This is a genomic window from Alteromonas sp. LOR (assembly GCF_000753865.1).
Taxonomy (GTDB): domain Bacteria; phylum Pseudomonadota; class Gammaproteobacteria; order Enterobacterales; family Alteromonadaceae; genus Alteromonas.
In genome coordinates this window covers 163,880-179,605 of the sequence record NZ_JQFW01000049.1, presented here as the reverse complement: position 1 = coordinate 179,605, position 15,726 = coordinate 163,880, and the positions used below count along the sequence as shown (strand labels likewise).

Here is a 15,726-nt window from a genome sequence, read left to right as displayed (position 1 = left end):
TGCGCGCAGGCATACGTTTTCGCGCTTGCCCTTCTTGATATGTAAACTTACATTTTTTATATCTTTATTTTTTTAAAATCTTAAAGAGACATCCAAAAAAAAATTGACCCACAAAATACTTATCGAAAATATTGTGGGTCGGGTAAATTTTAAGTGCGTTTTGCCTCAATATATTCGTCAATTAACTCCTCTAAAATAGAAAGAGGTACAGCTCCGTTTTTCAGCACGACATCGTGAAAATCGCGTAAGTCGAACTTATCGCCTAAGGCATTTTTCGCTTTTTCACGCAGTTCTAATATTTTAAGCATGCCAACTTTGTACGAGGTCGCCTGACCTGGCATCACGATGTAACGCTCAATTTCTGAGGTAACGTCACTCAGCGCCATGCCCGTATTATTTACCATGTAGTCGATAGCCTCTTCTCGTGTCCAGCGTTTATCGTGAATGCCCGTGTCTACCACTAAGCGCACCGCTCTGAACAGTTCCGCTTGAAGTCGACCAAGATTATCCAATGGATTGTCTTGAAAGCCCATTTCCCACGCTAAATATTCTGAGTACAACGCCCATCCTTCTGTGTAAGCAGTGAATGGCGACATTTTACGAATAAAGGGCATGCCCTCAATTTCCATTGCGAGCGCTATTTGAAAGTGATGGCCTGGAATGCCTTCGTGATAGGCCAGCGTTCGCATGCTGTATTTGGGTGTTGCCTTTATGTCGTAAAGGTTTGTGAAAAAGCGACCCGGTCTTGACCCGTCTATGGCTGGCTGCTGATAATACGCGCCAGGTGCGGTTTTTTCTTTAAACTCAGGAATACGAACTACTTCCATGCCTGCCTTAGGACGAATGCGAAAAACCTCGCTCATATCTTCTTCAATTTCATCAAGAATAATTTGATAGTCTTTCAGTATTTGCTCACGGCCCGCATCACTGTCTTCATAATAGTGAGAAGGATCAGAGGCTAATGCGTCCATGGCAGTAGTGAAGCCTTGAGAGGTGTCGTATCCTTCGTCTGCAAGAATTTTCAGCATTTCACCTTGAATTCTAGCTACCTCTTTTAAGCCAATATTATGAATTTCGTCTGCGGTCATATCGGTGGTAGTGAAAAAGCGAAGGGCGTTGGCGTATACCTTATCGCCATCGGGCAAATGCCAGTATCCGTCATCTGTGCCCGCTTTGGTTTTAAGTGTTGTGAAATAGTCGATGAATAGCTGATAAGCACGATTTACATCATCATTAATTCGCGCTTCCGCTTTGGCTAAAAAGTCGTCTTGCTGCTCTTGGGACAGTGACTCTATATCTGCCATTTTTTCTTTTAGCGAGCTGTAAAGAATGTTCTCGTTAAGCGGTGATGAAATAAACCCGTTCATTTCATCAAGCACGCGTTCGATAACAAAGCGAGGCGGAATAATGCCTTTATCTTCACGTAGCTTCAGGCCTTCCAATACCTGCGCAAACTTTTCGTCAACTGCTTCTAAGCGGCTGAGATAGTTCTCAACGTCGGTCTCATCTTTAATTTGATGCTGCCCCTGCATAAAGCTGGGGTACCCATTTTGCACCCCAAAAAGTTGGTTTACAGGGTAGGTGTGATATTGAAAGGGCTCATTAGTGAGAAGGTAATCAAGAAGGTAAAGGGTAATCTTCTTAGAAAGTAACTCATCTTTGCTTAAGTCATCATCATCGTAATTCTCGATGACGCTTTTAATATTACGAGCCTTGTTATAAAGCTCCTCACTTTTTTCGGGGCTAGCATCATCTAGCTTAGCGTTGTGCCCCTTAATGCCTACCGACTCTAAAAACCCCAAAGAAGTAAGTGTTTCCGGGCTATCAAACGCTACTTTTACCATTTCTCGGTTAAGAAAGTTGTTAAAGTAAAAAGGTTTATCTGCATACCATTCGTGAGCAGCAAAGCTGCCGCCTAAAGCGATTATGGCTACTAAGCCAACGCCAATCCATTTAAAAAATCGTTTCATTATTTTTATTGTCCAAATTTTGTTCTCGACCTACGTTAGCGGAATTTGCGCTAAAAAGTAAACCTATTCAGCAAAATTGAAATACTGCCTAGCGGTTATTCGTATGCTTACGCTAAGCGTTGCTCTGGGTTATACTCTGAGGCGTAAATATTCAACGCTAATGGGCATTGTCATGGCAACAGCAGCAGCGGTACATATTCTGGTAAAAACCGAAAAAGAGGCCCTTTCTATTTTAGAGCAGCTGAAAAAAGGCAAAAATTTCGGCGCACTGGCTAAAAAGCATTCAACATGCCCATCGGGAAAACGCGGTGGCGATTTGGGGGAGTTCCGTCGCGGGCAAATGGTAAAAGCGTTCGATGATGTTGTGTTTAAAAAAGAAGTATTAAAAGTGCACGGGCCAGTAAAAACCCGCTTTGGTTTCCATATTATCAAAACCCTGTATCGCAATAATTAATACTTCTTACGTTAAGGCCCTTAAATTCCCGACTCCCACTTTTCTCCGCATACCCGCTCTTTTGTAAAAGCATGATAGGGGCTATTAAATTCGTGTATGTTCTCTCGCATGGCTGCGTAGTGGTCTGCACTAATAAATGGCGTGCTCTCTGCTTTTCCAGCGTTATCTAAAAGATAATAGCTGGTGGAATAGTCAGTAAGCAACATGCGATTAGCGGCTTCGCTTTCTGTTAATCGCACCCGCGTGACGGCTTTAAAACGCGCGTTTTCGTTGGGCAGAGCCAGAATTGTGCGAAAGTAATACCCTTTTTCAGTCTGCTGTTGTGAAAAACCATTGAGGGTGGCAATAAGGGTTTTTAAGTCTATCGCTTCGCGCTGTAGCATAAAGTCGTGATGAATGACTTTTTTTCCTTCGCTGCTCTCTTCTCCCGCCGTGTAAACCTGCTCTTCTTCTAAATCCGATAAATAGCGTTGCCCTATTTCGGTGTAGTGAATAAGGGCATCTGTATTCATACGAACAAAATAGTCACTAATACCCGCTGGGACTACTTCAAACAGCATGAGATCGGGAGTCACTGCGCCTCTTTCTTCTGGGGATTGTGGGCCTCGGGGGGCACACTTTTCTGAAATGAAATAATAATATTGACCGGCTTCGATGGCCTGCGCGCTTTTATGATAAAACGATGATGTAAAAACGATGCCGTATAACATCGTTATGAAGAAACGAAATGCCATGATACTCAGCGCCCTTGTTTAGGTGGTCTTAACGAAGGCGCTAGTATACGGTTATCTAAACTACAATGCGAAACGAAGCCCTGAATTCACATCACAAACGCAGAGTAGAAAGATTACTGCTGCTTTTCCGCTGCTTCTATTTTTTTCCACAGCTCTTCAGATTCTGCAGTGAGCATAGAATACGTTTTTATATCGCCCTTCCTTTGCGCAAGCATGGCTCGCTCTAGAAGCTGGTCGTATTCCTTGCGCATTTTCTTTGACGGATTCGATTTAAAAAGCCCAAACACTATTTTTCTCCCCACGCCGCACGGTACATTCTTTAAAAAAAAGTATCTCGGCTGCGCGCTCTGATGATGGTGTATTTGTTGTGAATATTATAGTTAGTAAACCGCCCAATAGCCTATGAACTTTTGCGCGTAACGGGTAAACGTTTCAATTCTCGTAACTGATCACATTCTGGCAAAAAAGATGTGGGGAAAAAAGAAATGGCAAAAAAGAATGGCTCGCTTTTTTACCTAATAAACGAGTTGGAATTTTCGGTGCACTGCTAAATCTTGTTCGTTTTTTGTACCTTTACGGCTGTGCAAAAAACAACCTCCGTACTTTAAATCTCCTTTTACTAATTACAATTCTGACAAATGAAAACAAATATAAGTGAATTTCATATAAATTATAGTTATGTATTTAAGCTTAAAAATTTTTGTAATAAATATCGTCAGGGCGTATGTTTACTAAGGCATGGGGTGATAACTGAACAGTTTTTTTCGCGTGCTATCACGCAATGAAAATTTAAACGGGCGTTTGATTTAGTCAAAAAATAATCAGCATAAATGAATAAAATGGTTTCAATGAGAACAAAGAGTGTCATTCTCAAAGTGCCTAAGAATAAGGAGAAGCGTATGAAAGTTGTTGTTTTAAATGAATCTAAAACGCCAGACTCGCTAAATAAAGTGGAAAAGCGGTGTGCTGTAACGCCATCTAGCGCGCAGCGGCTAATAAAGAAAGGGGCTTCTATTATCCTTGAGGCCGGAGCAGGACTACTTTCTGGCTACTCTGATAAAGAATATGAGGGTGTGGGTGTTTCTGTTATTAGTGATGTGAATGAGTCAGTATCATCTGCGGATATGGTGGTGGCCGTAAACAAGCCTAGCGAAGCACAGCTAGCGTTGATGAAAAAAGGGGCCATTGTGGTTGGCCATCTTGACCCTTTCTTTCAACAACCGCTTGTTGAGTCGATTGCTGACAAGCAGCTTACTGCTATTTCAGTTGAAATGATCCCGCGTTCTTCCCGTGCACAAAAGATGGATGCGTTAAGCTCTCAAGCGAGTTTAGCGGGCTATGTAATGGTGATGCAGGCTGCAAGTTTGCTCCCTTCTATTTTACCTATGATGATGACGCCATCGGGCACAATTAAACCCGCCAAAGTATTTATTATTGGCGCTGGCGTGGCAGGCCTGCAGGCTATTGCAACTGCAAAACGCCTTGGCGCTAATGTACTTGCCTACGACACTCGCGAAGTGGTTGCAGAGCAGGTTGAGTCTCTTGGTGGAAAATTCCTTAAAATTGATATTGGTGAAACCGGGCAAACTAAAGACGGTTACGCCAAAGAACTTACCGAAGAACAAAAAGCCAAGCAGCAAGACGCCCAGCGCGACGCTATTGCCGATTCAGATATTGTGATTACAACGGCGCAACTGTTTGGCCGAAAGCCCCCTGTGCTTATTTCAAAAGACACTTTAGCGCTAATGAAGCCAGGCAGCGTTGTAGTGGATATGGCGGCCACCTCTGGCGGTAATGTTGAAGGCTCAGTCGCCGGAGAAACCGTTGAGGTGAATGGCGTTAATGTTATTGGCGATGGCTACTGGAGTCAGTTTGTCGCGCGAGCTGCCACCGACATGTACGCCAATAATATTTATAACCTTGTGGACGAGTTCTTCGACACAGAAACCAATACGTTTAACCTTGATTTGGACGACGATATTCTTGCTGGCTGCGTTATTGCGCATCAGGGAAGCGTTACTAACGACATGCTGCTTAATGCATACAAAGGAGCTTAATTGTGGAAATCATATACTTACTTTTTATCGTGTTATTGGCAGGGTTTCTTGGTTTTGAACTCATCCGAAAAGTGCCAGCTACGCTTCATACGCCCTTAATGTCAGGTTCAAATGCTATTTCAGGTATTACCTTAGTTGGCGCCTTAGTGGCATCGGGTAGTGACAACAGTTTGTTAACTACCGTGTTGGGTACCATTGCGGTGGCACTGGCCAGTATTAATGTGGTGGGGGGCTATTTGGTCACCGACCGCATGCTAAATATGTTCAAAAAGAAAACGAAGTAAGGAGTACGCAGGTGAATGATATTGTAACCACGATTAACCTTGCGTATGTAGTTGCTGCGGCACTATTTATTCTTGGTCTTAAGTTGTTGAGTCACCCAGATACGGCGAAAAAAGGTAACTTTATTTCTGCTATTGGTATGTTTATAGCGGTTGTTGTTACTCTGCTCGATCAGCAGATCATCAGCTATCACTATATATTGGTAGGGTTTGTTATTGGCGGCGCTTACGGTGCGTGGAAGGCAAAAACCGTTGAAATGACTTCAATGCCAGAGATGGTGTCGTTGTTTAATGGTTTTGGTGGCGCAGCATCGCTGCTACTTGGTTGGGCGACGTTATCGAGCATGGGCATAGCGGCGCTAGAAACGGCCGGCGCGTTTACCTTTGTAACCCTATTTTTCACCATACTTGTTGGTGGCGTTACCTTTTCAGGCTCGGTAGTAGCGTGGGGAAAACTGTCGGGGAAGATGAGTTCAAAGGCGGTTGTTTTTACCGGGCTTCGCGAGCTGAGTATTCTTCATTTAGTGGGCATGTTAGCCGTTGGCTATTTGTTTACTACCGAACCATCAAACGCAGTGTGGCTGTATTGCGCTATCGCAATTGCACTTAGCTTTGGCTTATTGGCCACCATTTCTATTGGTGGTGCTGATATGCCCGTGGTTATTGCCTTGCTTAACAGTTACTCGGGCATAGCGGCCTCTGCTGCAGGTTTGGCCACCGGCAACACCATTCTTATTGTTACTGGGCTGTTGGTTGGCGCGTCAGGACTTATCCTGACGAATATAATGTGTAAGGCCATGAACCGCTCACTAATGAACGTACTGCTATCTGGATTTTCTACACCTGTTGAGGCAGGCGAAAAAATTGAAGGCGAGATTAAGGTACTGGCCGCACAAGATGCATTTTACGTGTTAGAAGCAGCGCAAGCAGTACTCGTTGTGCCAGGGTATGGCATGGCGGTTGCGCAAGCACAGCACGCAGTGCGAGAGTTGCAGTCTTTACTGGAAGATAACGGCTGTACGGTAGATTACGGTATTCATGCAGTGGCAGGGCGTATGCCTGGGCACATGAACGTACTGTTAGCCGAAGCCGATGTTCCTTACGATCAGCTGTACGAAATGGACGATGTAAACCCTCGCATGGAAAATTATGACGTGGTGATTGTTATTGGTGCCAATGATGTAGTTAATCCAGCCGCAAAAGAAATGAAAGGTAGCCCTATTTATGGCATGCCGGTTATTGAGGCATACCGCGCCAAAACGGTATTTGTATTAAAGCGTTCTGCCAATGCTGGTTTTGCTGGGGTGGATAACCCACTTTTCTTTAAAGAAAATACGCGAATGGTGCTAGGTGATGCGAAAGAAACCATCAACAGTATTATCCGTGAATTTGGTGACGATTAATCACGTTCATCGGTAAGACTAAAGTGGGCCCGGCAATAACTCAATCCGCCGGGCCCAACATATAGTCAAAACTCATACCCAAGAAGCCGCCTTAATCGCATCGCCCAGAACTACAAAATATGTAACGAGTACAAGGTTGTTTAATCTTTCAATACGTTCTAACATCGAATTATTAGCCTTTTTTTAACTACTGAGTGTTAACCCTGTAATGAGTGGCAACCCGTCTCATCGTCCATTTGATATTGAAATATTTCAGAACTGTATTTTAGTGACGCTTCGTGGGCATTGGGATATGGGAACCAATATTAGTTACTTGGGTGAACTGTCAGATGCATTACAAAGCAGAAGAGGCAAACCCTTCCATTTATTTGTTGATATGCGCTCATGGTCTATTCCAAATACCGACATCTCAAGGCGCATAAAAGAGCCTGTTCAACTCGATCGCAGAAATCAATTAAGTGAATTGTGGCTGGAAGATGATACGACTGATGCCAATCACATTGCAGAGAAGTTTCTCGAAAATCAGCCTTTTACTTTTAGTCGCACTAACGATGTAACCACATTTTTAAACGACGCTGACAAGAGAGTTGAACCAAGCGTGATGACATACGTAGCATCATGGATAGATACAGCAAAGCCGCGATAAATTAAATTAGTCGAAACAATCGATATTTTACGTCGCAACATTTATGGCTTTGTCTATAATACGCGACTCATTTTTGCACGCATAAGTTAGGTAAACCCTAACGCACTTTTTAAAAGGTGACCATATTGTCTAATTGGAGTATCGAGGAAGCAGAGCGCGTCTACGGCGTCTCTCAATGGGGTGGCGGTTATTTTCAGGTTGGTGAAAATGGCAACATTCACATTACGCCCGTGCCCGAAAATCCGAGTATACGCATAGACTTCAATTCAATTATTGAAGATATACGTAAAGAAGGTGTTCAGTTCCCCGTTGTTGTTCGTTTTCACGATATCTTGCGCTCGCAAGTAGCAGGGTTAAATAAGGCATTTCGTAAATCGATTGCTGAAGCTGAGTACAAAGGCGAATATCAAGGCGTTTACCCAGTAAAAGTAAACCAAATGCGCGAAGTGGTTGAAGAGATTGTCGATGCCGGCAAACCTTACAACTACGGGCTAGAAGCCGGGTCGAAAGCCGAGCTTTTAACTGTGCTAGCCATGAACACAAACGAAGAGTCGCTCACCATTTTAAATGGTTACAAAGACGACGAAGTCATGCGCTTAGCCCTACTAGGGCGCAAGCTTGGTCGCCGCGTAGTCGTGGTTGTAGAGAAATACACCGAGCTATTGCTGCTGGTAAAAGTAGCAAAAGAATTAGATATCGATCCTATTATCGGCGTTCGCTCGAAAATGACGGTAAAAGGTCGCGGAAAGTGGGAAAGCTCAGGCGGCGAAAGAGCGAAATTTGGTCTTACTATCACCGAGATAATCAATGCTGCTCGCTACTTAGAAGAGCAGGACATGGCTCACTGCCTTAAGCTTTTGCATTTTCATATTGGTAGCCAGCTTACCGATATCAGAGCGGTGAAAGAAGCAGTTACTGAAGGCGCTCGTATTTATGCCGACCTTCATAAAATGGGCTTTGAGTTAGACTATGTTGATGTGGGCGGCGGCCTGGGTATTGATTACGACGGTAGTAATTCAACCAACGAATCGTCGCGTAACTACAGCATGCAAGAATATGTTGCTGACGTAGTGTACGGCATGAAAGAGATGTGCGACCTAGAGGGCGTACCTCATCCTCATTTAGTGAGTGAGAGCGGACGCGCAATTACGGCGCACCACAGCTGCGTTGTGACTGAAATTGTGGGCGAAATTAAATCCAATGCCGCCACCATGGATACGTCAGCTAAAGAAGGTGAGCACTTTTTCTTAAAGAATATCAGAGAACTCGCTGACACCTTCGATGAGCAAGAAAACATGCATGAGGTATATAACGATGCCTCGCAGTACAAAGAGCAGGCTCTTGATGCTTTTAAGCTTCGCGTCATTCCTCTTGAAGAACTTGCCAAAATTGAAACGCTGTATTGGCAAATTATGGGCAGGCTGCAAACCTGGTATCGCAACGAAGAATACGTACCGGAAGAGCTGCAGGAGCTTGATTATAGCTTGTCGTCGCAGTACCTGTGCAATTTCTCTGTGTTCCAGTCGGCTGCCGACACATGGGCAATCGATCAGTTGTTGCCAGTAGTGCCATTAACGCGCATGAACGAGGAGCCAACGGTGAACTGCTCTTTGGTAGATATTACCTGCGACAGCGATGGCAAAATTGACCAGTTCACTATTGGCAGAGAAATTACCGACGTGTTGCCTATGCACCCGTTAAAACAGGGCGAACCGTACTATGTAGGGTTGTTCTTAACTGGGGCTTATCAAGACGTAATGGGTGATATGCACAACCTATTTGGTCGCTTAAACGAAGTACATATTTACAGCTATGACGACGATCCAGAAGATTTCTATATCGAGGAAGTCGTTAAAGGCTCATCGGTAGAAGATGTACTTAACGTTATGCAGTATAACCCTCGAGCCATGGCATCTGACGTTAAACGCTTAATCGATAAACATGTGTGGGATGGTAAACTCAAGCCTAGAGAAGGCGTACGCTGGACAGACTTTTACGAAAAATGTCTAAACGGTTATACCTACCTCAAACAATCAAAGTAGGTACCGCTGCGCTTGGCTAGCTTTTCTTCTGGATATGAAGATTCAAAGTAGCAAGCACAGTGATAAGCCATTGAGTTAGTACGAGCCGGCGAGCTTAGTCGTCGGCTTGTTTTAAAAAGCGTTTCCACAGCTCTGCAGTAGCGCTGTTAATCATGTTCGACTCTGCATTCATCAACATGACATATCCCGCCTTTTTCTCAGGCATGAAAGCCACGTCTGCACGATAACCTTTTACCCATCCGCCGTGATAATTTAGCTGTTTGCCATCAAGGTCGTAAACACGCCAACCCAAGCCATAGTGGGCGTCGTTAATCATACCTCGCCAGCCTCGGCGATAGGTTTCGCGCTTAGTGCGTACTCGTTCTGTGGTGATATATTCCACCATTTCTTTAGAGATTACGGTGGGAAACTCTCCCAGCAATGCCTGCAAATAAATAGTCATGTCGTAAATACTGGCGTTAACCCCGGCGGCAGGTGAAAAGCGGTAGTAATTGCTTTCTACTTTACCCTCGTGCCATTTATTGCGGGCAATGGCGATGTGTGGGCGTGCCCATGATTCTGAGGCAAGCAGCCCGCCTTTACCAACACTTGACGATGTCATACCCAGCGGAGAGAAAAGGTAAGATTGAATTTGGCTAGAATAAGACGTGTCTTGCCCGCTGAAGTAGTACTCTAGCGCGCCAAACAAAGCGTTTTGATACGTGTAGCAGTCTCCCGGTTTACACAGTGGCTCAAGCTCACCTAGGGAGGTTAGTACACGTTCTAATGAATAGTCGGCTTCAATTAAATTATCGTAGGCATTTGGCATAAAGCCGCTTGATTGCCCAATAATATGCTGAAGTTCTAGTGCCTCCATACCCTTGCCCTTGAAAGGAATGTCTGGAAGTAGGGTTTTAATGGGTGTGTTCCACGATAGCTGGTTTCGCTCTACCAATTTAGCGCTAAGCAGTGCTGTGAAAGTCTTCGATACGGATGCCAGGCGAAATACGGTGTCTTTGGTTACCTTTTCGCCGCCCCGCTTGCGCGTTTTTCCGTACACATAAACTCGGGGCGTTTTCCCTTGTTCATAAAAAACAAATGCATAGCCAGGTACATTGTATTTATCTGCCTCTTTTTTTACATAGCTGGCATAGTTATCAAGCCAGTCAGCAGACAATGTGTGCGAGTAAAGCACTAGCAGCGGCAATGCACACATTAGAAAAAAGCGCGACATCGAAATGCGCAAAATAGTTGGCATACAGTTAGCTCATTAGGCCGGCTTCTCTGCAATAAGAGATAGGCAGTTGTTATCAAGGTGGCGATATTATGCGGATAGGTTGGTCATTTATCAAATGCGCGTAAAAACGGCACTTATTTAAAGAGTGACGATAACTATTAATAAGCACTGAGAAACGGTAAAAAAGCAATGCAGCGCGCAGAGCAGAAAAAGTATGACAAAATAGTGAGTTCTGATTTTGTCGCCTTAATTTCGGTTTTTACGCGTAAACTAGGCATCTGTGTATAAGTGTTTTTAAGAACAGCCAAAAAGCAAAAGCGTATGGCCAAGGCAAATATTGCCAACGCAAGCTTAACGCGATTGATATGTGTAAGAGGTTTCAATGTCGTCAATAGACAGTGCTCAACAACAAGCCTATTCATCAGCCAGATGCAGCAGAGATGCGCGATTTGATGGTCGCTTTTTTGTTGCAGTGAAAACAACAGGAATCTTCTGCCGGCCTATTTGCCCTGCAAAGCTGCCGAAAGAAGAAAATGTGGCTTATTATAGTTTTGCGGCTCAAGCCATGTCTGATGGATTCAGGCCATGTTTGCGGTGTCGGCCTGACAGTGCGCCTCAATCTCCCGCTTGGGAAGGGGTAGACACTACGGTGCAGCGGGCACTGTCGTTATTGTCTGAAATACCAGCCCAGCCAATTAGTCATATTGCATCTCGCCTTGGCATAAGCGAGCGCTATGCCAATAAATTGCTTACCGACGCTATTGGTTTGTCGCCAAAACAATTTCAAACAATGCAGCAGGCGCTATTTGCTAAGCAACTTATACAGCAAACCACCTTGCCTCTGCTTGATGTAGCGATAAGCTGTGGCTTTTCATCTCAGCGTCAGCTACAAAGAGTCGTTCAGCAGTACTGTAAAACATCGCCATCAGGGCTTAGGCGCACTAGTAAAAAGGCTAGCCAAGAGCCAGGCCAAGAGAGAGGCCAAAATATCCGGCTATTTCTTTCCTATCGCCCTCCTTACGATTGGCCTTATGTGAGAGATTTTTTAGCTGGCCGTGCGGTTGCTGCAATGGAACTAGTGACCGAGAGCAGTTATCAGCGCTGGTTTGAGTTTGACGGCGTGAAAGGGCATTTTTGCGCCATACACAATGCTCGCAAAGGCGGGTTTGAAGTAGCAATAACATTGAGTGATTTATCGCCGCTTTACCGGGTAATTGAAAACATAAAAGCCATGTTAGATTTAAAGGCGGATCCTATGCTTATTGAGCGCGGCTTACTCAATGCAGGATTAATAAAGACGCAGCTTGTAGAAGGGTTAAGACTGCCAAGTGCATGGAGCGTGTTTGAGGCCGGTTGCCGAGCTATTGTGGGTCAGCAAGTTAGCGTAAAAGCGGCTATTGGCCAGCTGACTTTGCTAGTGCATCATTTGGGTAAAAGCGATGTCTTCGACGATGAGCTTCGCTATAGTTTTCCTTCAGCATCTGCGGTAGCGAGTAGCGATCTATCTTTTTTGCGGATGCCCCAGGCCAGAAAAAATGCGATTAAAAGCTTTGCTCAGCTGTTTTCTAGCAGTCAACCTGATGTCGCTTCGCCGAGTTCTTCAGAGGACTGTTCTGAGAGCCATTTTCCAAGCCGCTCTCAAAGTCGCTCCCCGAGCCATGAAGATATGCTGGCGGTAAAAGGTGTTGGGCCGTGGACAGTAGATTATATTAAGATGCGCGGCGAACGAGACCCCGATGTTTATCTTGAAGGCGATCTTATTGTGAAAAAAATGGCAAAGCGTTACCCCGTTTGCGCAGGTGATGCAGCGCCGTGGCGAAGCTATCTTACGCTGCAACTCTGGCAGCTCTCCCAGCTTCCTCAAGCAGGCGGGGCGCCTGAGCCAGATAAAAATTGTGCACCGAAACCAGTCAGAAAACAAAGCGCCAACAGAGTCAAAAAGGATCCAAGCCAGTGAATACAGACACCGCATCAGAGGTTTTTTCTCAATCGATACCTACAGAGCAAGGCGTGGTAACGGTGACAGCAAGCAATATAGGTGTTACCCGCATTGCGTTTAGTGAGCCTGAAGGTTGCTTAAAAGACAGTGTAAAAGGCAGCGCTAAAGATAGCGGTAAGGAGGGCGTACCTAATGGCATTACCGAAGAAGCTTGTTCACAGCTATCGGCCTATTTTGCAAAAACGCGTCACGAATTCGATTTGCCTATAGAAGTCAAAGGCACAGAGTTTCAAACGTCGGTATGGAAAGCGTTGCAAAGCATACCTTACGGACAAACCGTAAGTTACTTAGACATTGCAAAACACATTGGTAACCCTAAAGCAGTAAGAGCGGTAGGGCTTGCGAATGGTAAAAACCCCATTGCCATTGTAGTACCGTGTCATCGAGTTATTGGCAGCAATAAAACGCTAACAGGGTATGCGGGTGGTTTAGCGCGAAAGCAGTTTTTGCTCAATTTAGAGGGAGCCCAAGGCGGACTATGGGACTAAGAGATATAATCGCACTGGTGGTGTTAGCCGGTATCTGGGGGGGCTCGTTTATCTTCATGCGAGTGGCGGCCCCCGAATTTGGTATTTATGTGCTGGTGGCGGTTCGAACGCTGCTTGCTACGGCGGTGTTATTGCCGCTACTGGTGCTAAAGGGTGGGTTATCGCAAATTAGGCATCATTGGTTTGCCATCGCCTTGGTTGGCTTAGTGAATACCGCTATTCCATTTGTTCTTTTTAATTACAGCAGCCTGCACTTAGAGGCTGGGGTGAATGCCATATTAAATGCAACTGCGCCCATGTTCGGCGCCATTGTTGCCTGGCTGTGGCTAGGAGATAAGCTCACAAAAAGTGCCATTGTAGGTTTACTGGTTGGGTTTGTTGGCGTAGCTGTTATCAGTCAGCAAAAACTCGGTGAGGGTGAGGTGAGCTTCTTTCCCATTCTTACCGCACTGCTTGCTACTACTTGCTACGGAATAGCTGCCAGTATGATGAAAAAGTGGCTGCAAGGTGTTAAGCCTCTTGCCGTCGCGACTGGCAGCCAGGCTTTTGCGAGCATTATGTTAGCGCCCTTCGCCCTTGCTACGCTGCCGGCTACCATGCCAAGTAATAATGCGTGGATTAATGCGGTGGCATTGGCTATCGGTGGAACAGGAATTGCGTACATCCTATACTTTAAACTGATTGCTGATGTGGGGCCGGCAAAAGCGATTACCGTTGCCTATCTGGTACCGTTATTTGGCATTATTTGGGGCGTATTATTGCTGCAAGAACACCTTTCTGCGCAAACCATCGTTGGCGGTATCATGATATTGTTAGGCGTAGCGCTCACTACGGGTGTGTTAACCAAGCGTAGAAAAAAGTCGAGGCTTGAATCGGCCTAAATTAGCTCAAACCCAAGGTAAACAGCAATAAAAAAGCAGCGTGTTTCGGCACGCTGCTTTTTTTGTAGAACACAGGTTAAACGCCCTAGTCTATTAACTGCATACGCACTAGGTTGCTTCCATCTCGCTTAGCCTGATACAGAGCGTCTTCCGCATGGGCGGTCACTTCTTGTAATGGCCGTACTGAGGCGGTGTACGAAATACCAAACGATGCTGTAATCTGAATGTCTGGGTATTCGGCAAGTGGTGGTAGTGTTGCCACACCATGACGTAGGTTTTGTGCCAGTTCTAAGGCCACATGAGGCCCTGTTTGCGGCAAAAAGATAATAAACTCGTCGCTGCTCCAACGCCCTAACACGTCTTGGTCTCGCAGCTTTTCTGATAGGTAAATAGCTACCTTATCTAAAATATCATCACCCGTGTTGCGACCGTGCGCATCAACAATGGTGGTCATTTCATCGACGTTTACCACTACAACACTTAGCGAACCGTGCTCTGCTAGTAGGCTTTTGTAAATAAGCTGCAAGCTGTCCTTTTCGGGAAGGCGGTTTGTCTGGCGAACTATCAGGTCTGGCTGCATATCTTTTCTAAAGTAATACAGTAAGTTGTATATCAATAAAAATAGAGAGAACACAACCACAAGCAGTGTTACAACGCTAAATATAAAGGCTTGTGAAATCTCAGCTTGTCTGTCTTCTAGCGGGCTTAATAAAAACACCGTCCAGCCAAACTGATTCAGCTTTACCTCTGCAATCAAAAAGTCTTTTTCGTTAATGGTAACTAGCTTGTTGTTAAGCGCCTGCTCATTTTGAATGGAAAGCGGCAGGCTTGCGTACCAAGGTAATTCAGACAGGTTGGTAAAGTCTGAATAGGTGGCAACTAACGCTGGATCAGACGACAACATAATGTCGCCCTCTTTATCGACGAATAGAAAGTCGTAGCCGTACTCTTGTTTGTAAGAGTCGAATATTTCTATAAAGCTGCGCAAGCTTTTACCTACGCCAAAAAAGCCAAGAAATTCGCCTTCTTTATTGTGAATTTTAATGTCGATGTACAGGTGGGTGTCTTCCCACTTACCGATATCGGCCACTGCATCAGTAGGGTAATCGCGGTACTTAAAATACCAGCTTACTTCACCTTCAATTAGGTTAATGATGGTGCCATCGGAGTTGTATTGTTTTCTGTCTGTTTCGCTGGCGATGAAAAAAGACAGGCCAAACTCTTCTTCAAGGCGTTGTAAGGTGCTAAATGCAGCGTCGCTATCGACTGAATCTTGATTGAGTAAATCTACAAGCTCTGTCGAGTGACCAAGGGCGTCAGAAATATGCAGGGGTTTGAGCAGCTGTTCTACAATAAGCGATATAGCGGGTGAAAGTGACTGCTGCTGGGCGCGGCTTTGCTCTGCTACTATTTTCGAAATGCTAAAGTGCACTAAAGTTACAATCGCTACCACAACGACTGCAAAAAGCATCAATATGCTTCTATGTAGGGTTCTAAATGTGTTCACAGACTGCGCATGCTCCCTTGCCTGGCTGAACTGAAATTTTCCAAAACA

14 protein-coding genes are annotated in these 15,726 nt (G+C 45.0%); 9 read left to right on the top strand and 5 right to left on the bottom strand.

Going from position 1 to position 15,726, the window contains the following annotated elements; genetic code table 11:
- Positions 1 to 149: 149 nt before the first annotated feature.
- Positions 150 to 1,970 (bottom strand): DUF885 domain-containing protein, encoded by a 1,821-nt coding sequence (locus JV36_RS0114425; RefSeq protein WP_032097640.1) that lies wholly within the window; start codon positions 1,968 to 1,970, stop codon positions 150 to 152.
- A gap of 172 nt (positions 1,971 to 2,142) precedes the next feature.
- Between JV36_RS0114425 and ppiC the strand changes: the two genes are divergently transcribed.
- Positions 2,143 to 2,424, top strand: a complete 282-nt coding sequence (ppiC, locus tag JV36_RS0114420; protein ID WP_032097769.1) for a peptidylprolyl isomerase PpiC — start codon at positions 2,143 to 2,145, stop codon at positions 2,422 to 2,424.
- A gap of 20 nt (positions 2,425 to 2,444) precedes the next feature.
- Here the strand turns inward: ppiC and JV36_RS0114415 are convergent, their stop codons facing one another.
- Positions 2,445 to 3,158, bottom strand: a complete 714-nt coding sequence (locus tag JV36_RS0114415) for a hypothetical protein (RefSeq protein WP_032097641.1) — start codon at positions 3,156 to 3,158, stop codon at positions 2,445 to 2,447.
- Between the two features lie 113 nt (positions 3,159 to 3,271).
- A complete protein-coding gene (locus tag JV36_RS19610; protein ID WP_152561612.1) occupies positions 3,272 to 3,445 on the bottom strand; it encodes a DUF6435 family protein in 174 nt (57 codons plus the stop codon).
- Positions 3,446 to 4,057: 612 nt separating this feature from the next.
- On the opposite strand from JV36_RS19610, the gene JV36_RS0114410 reads away from it, so the two are divergent.
- The 5 genes from JV36_RS0114410 to speA all read left to right on the top strand — a co-directional run bounded on the left by JV36_RS0114410 (position 4,058) and on the right by speA (position 9,587).
- Entirely contained in the window at positions 4,058 to 5,215 is a 1,158-nt protein-coding gene (locus JV36_RS0114410) for an NAD(P) transhydrogenase subunit alpha (protein WP_032097642.1), read from the top strand.
- Positions 5,216 to 5,217: 2 nt separating this feature from the next.
- Positions 5,218 to 5,499, top strand: coding sequence for an NAD(P) transhydrogenase subunit alpha (locus tag JV36_RS0114405; RefSeq protein ID WP_032097643.1), 282 nt, complete (start codon positions 5,218 to 5,220; stop codon positions 5,497 to 5,499).
- 11 nt (positions 5,500 to 5,510) lie between these two features.
- Positions 5,511 to 6,899 (top strand): NAD(P)(+) transhydrogenase (Re/Si-specific) subunit beta, encoded by a 1,389-nt coding sequence (locus tag JV36_RS0114400; protein WP_032097644.1) that lies wholly within the window; start codon positions 5,511 to 5,513, stop codon positions 6,897 to 6,899.
- A gap of 208 nt (positions 6,900 to 7,107) precedes the next feature.
- On the top strand, positions 7,108 to 7,545 hold the full coding sequence (locus JV36_RS0114395) for a hypothetical protein (RefSeq protein WP_032097645.1): 438 nt from the start codon (positions 7,108 to 7,110) through the stop codon (positions 7,543 to 7,545).
- A gap of 125 nt (positions 7,546 to 7,670) precedes the next feature.
- Positions 7,671 to 9,587: a biosynthetic arginine decarboxylase gene (speA, locus tag JV36_RS0114390; RefSeq protein WP_032097646.1), complete on the top strand. Its 1,917-nt coding sequence runs from the start codon at positions 7,671 to 7,673 to the stop codon at positions 9,585 to 9,587.
- A 94-nt stretch (positions 9,588 to 9,681) separates the two neighbouring features.
- Here speA and JV36_RS0114385 read toward each other — a convergent pair whose 3' ends face one another.
- Positions 9,682 to 10,800 (bottom strand): serine hydrolase domain-containing protein, encoded by a 1,119-nt coding sequence (locus JV36_RS0114385; protein ID WP_032097770.1) that lies wholly within the window; start codon positions 10,798 to 10,800, stop codon positions 9,682 to 9,684.
- A 385-nt stretch (positions 10,801 to 11,185) separates the two neighbouring features.
- Between JV36_RS0114385 and JV36_RS0114380 the strand changes: the two genes are divergently transcribed.
- Genes JV36_RS0114380 through JV36_RS0114370 form a run of 3 tightly spaced genes read left to right on the top strand, consistent with a single transcriptional unit; the run spans position 11,186 to position 14,171 of the window.
- Positions 11,186 to 12,760, top strand: coding sequence for a DNA-3-methyladenine glycosylase 2 family protein (locus JV36_RS0114380; RefSeq protein ID WP_081926637.1), 1,575 nt, complete (start codon positions 11,186 to 11,188; stop codon positions 12,758 to 12,760).
- Entirely contained in the window at positions 12,757 to 13,290 is a 534-nt protein-coding gene (locus tag JV36_RS0114375; RefSeq protein ID WP_052010357.1) for a methylated-DNA--[protein]-cysteine S-methyltransferase, read from the top strand. The genes JV36_RS0114380 and JV36_RS0114375 overlap by 4 nt, the downstream gene beginning before the upstream one ends.
- Positions 13,281 to 14,171, top strand: a complete 891-nt coding sequence (locus JV36_RS0114370; protein ID WP_032097647.1) for a DMT family transporter — start codon at positions 13,281 to 13,283, stop codon at positions 14,169 to 14,171. The genes JV36_RS0114375 and JV36_RS0114370 overlap by 10 nt, the downstream gene beginning before the upstream one ends.
- An 85-nt stretch (positions 14,172 to 14,256) precedes the next feature.
- On the opposite strand, the gene JV36_RS0114365 is transcribed toward JV36_RS0114370, so the two are convergent.
- Positions 14,257 to 15,642 carry a diguanylate cyclase domain-containing protein gene (locus tag JV36_RS0114365; RefSeq protein WP_200883161.1) on the bottom strand — a complete coding sequence of 462 codons (1,386 nt, stop codon included), beginning with the start codon at positions 15,640 to 15,642 and terminating at the stop codon, positions 14,257 to 14,259.
- Positions 15,643 to 15,726 lie beyond the last annotated feature (84 nt).

What these genes read in the sequence shown, in the direction of transcription:
- JV36_RS0114425 (WP_032097640.1), bottom strand. Translation starts at nt 1,970, where the DNA reads ATGAAACGATTTTTTAAATGGATTGGCGTTGGCTTAGTAGCCATAATC.
- ppiC (WP_032097769.1), top strand. Translation starts at nt 2,143, where the DNA reads ATGGCAACAGCAGCAGCGGTACATATTCTGGTAAAAACCGAAAAAGAG.
- JV36_RS0114415 (WP_032097641.1), bottom strand. Translation starts at nt 3,158, where the DNA reads ATGGCATTTCGTTTCTTCATAACGATGTTATACGGCATCGTTTTTACA.
- JV36_RS0114410 (WP_032097642.1), top strand. Translation starts at nt 4,058, where the DNA reads ATGAAAGTTGTTGTTTTAAATGAATCTAAAACGCCAGACTCGCTAAAT.
- JV36_RS0114395 (WP_032097645.1), top strand. Translation starts at nt 7,108, where the DNA reads ATGAGTGGCAACCCGTCTCATCGTCCATTTGATATTGAAATATTTCAG.
- JV36_RS0114385 (WP_032097770.1), bottom strand. Translation starts at nt 10,800, where the DNA reads ATGTCGCGCTTTTTTCTAATGTGTGCATTGCCGCTGCTAGTGCTTTAC.
- JV36_RS0114380 (WP_081926637.1), top strand. Translation starts at nt 11,186, where the DNA reads ATGTCGTCAATAGACAGTGCTCAACAACAAGCCTATTCATCAGCCAGA.
- JV36_RS0114370 (WP_032097647.1), top strand. Translation starts at nt 13,281, where the DNA reads ATGGGACTAAGAGATATAATCGCACTGGTGGTGTTAGCCGGTATCTGG.
- JV36_RS0114365 (WP_200883161.1), bottom strand. Translation starts at nt 15,642, where the DNA reads ATGCTTTTTGCAGTCGTTGTGGTAGCGATTGTAACTTTAGTGCACTTT.